Source organism: Vibrio sp. 970, assembly GCF_033339075.1.
This window is the reverse complement of sequence record NZ_JAWOTW010000105.1, coordinates 1-1024: the sequence shown is the minus strand read 5'-3', so window position 1 is coordinate 1024 and position 1024 is coordinate 1. Positions and strand designations below refer to the sequence as shown.

Annotated in this window: 2 protein-coding genes; both read left to right on the top strand. The window is 44.9% G+C overall.

The genetic code is table 11. The features are described from left to right. On the top strand, nucleotides 1-441 hold a 441-nt coding region (locus R7Q11_RS25025; RefSeq protein ID WP_263857192.1), incomplete at its 5' end, for an AIR synthase-related protein. Between the two features lie 129 nt (nucleotides 442-570). Next, nucleotides 571-1024: phosphoribosylglycinamide formyltransferase (gene purN, locus R7Q11_RS25020; RefSeq protein ID WP_225466860.1), on the top strand; the 454-nt coding region annotated here is incomplete at its 3' end.

The following is a 1024-nucleotide window of genomic DNA, read 5'->3' as shown; positions in this document are numbered from 1 at the left end:
ATTCTAGTAGTTTCTGGCGCAGCTAAAAACGTAGAGCTAGCAGGTCGCACTATCGGTGAGCACCTAGTAGAACCAACGAAGAGTTACATCAAATCCGCACTTAAGATGATCGAGAAACACGATATCCACGCGATTTCTCACATTACGGGTGGTGCTTTCTGGGAAAACATCCCACGCGTACTGCCTGAAGGCACAAAAGCCGTTATCGACGGTAACAGCTGGGAATGGCCAATCATTTTCAAATGGCTGCAAGAGAAAGGCAACGTTGAAACGCACGAAATGTACCGTACGTTCAACTGTGGTGTTGGTCTAGTCGTTGCACTACCAAAAGACCAAGCAGACGCGGCGGTTGCACTTCTTAAAGAAGAAGGCGAAAACGCATGGGTGATTGGTGAAATTGCTCAAGCAGAAGCAAATGAAGAGCAAGTTGAAATCAACTAACTTGTGAATCACGCTAAAAAATAAAATGAATGAGGACGCCACGTCCTCATTCTGCTATCTGGAACATCGAAAACCATTCTAATAGTAGGTAATTTATAGAACCTACAATATCAAGGCAGTCCCAACATCATGAAAAACATCGTGGTCCTAATTTCAGGTAACGGCAGTAACTTACAAGCCATTTTAGAAGCTTGTGAAAACAGCATGCCTAACGCACACGTTGCAGCAGTATTTTCTAATAAATCTGACGCATACGGTCTAGAACGTGCAAAACAGTTTAATGTTGATGGCCACTTTGTTGACCCAAAAGCGTTCGAGTCACGCGAGGCATTCGATGCCGAGTTGATGCAACAAATTGACAAGTATCAGCCCGATGTTGTCGTTCTTGCTGGGTACATGCGCATTCTTAGCGGTGCATTTGTTTCGCACTATCTCGGTAAGATGATCAACATTCACCCTTCTCTTCTACCTAAATACCCAGGTTTACACACCCACCAGCGCGCGATTGACGCCAAAGACAAAGAGCACGGTACAAGTGTTCACTTTGTCACAGAAGAGTTAGACGGTGGTCCCGTAGTTCTTC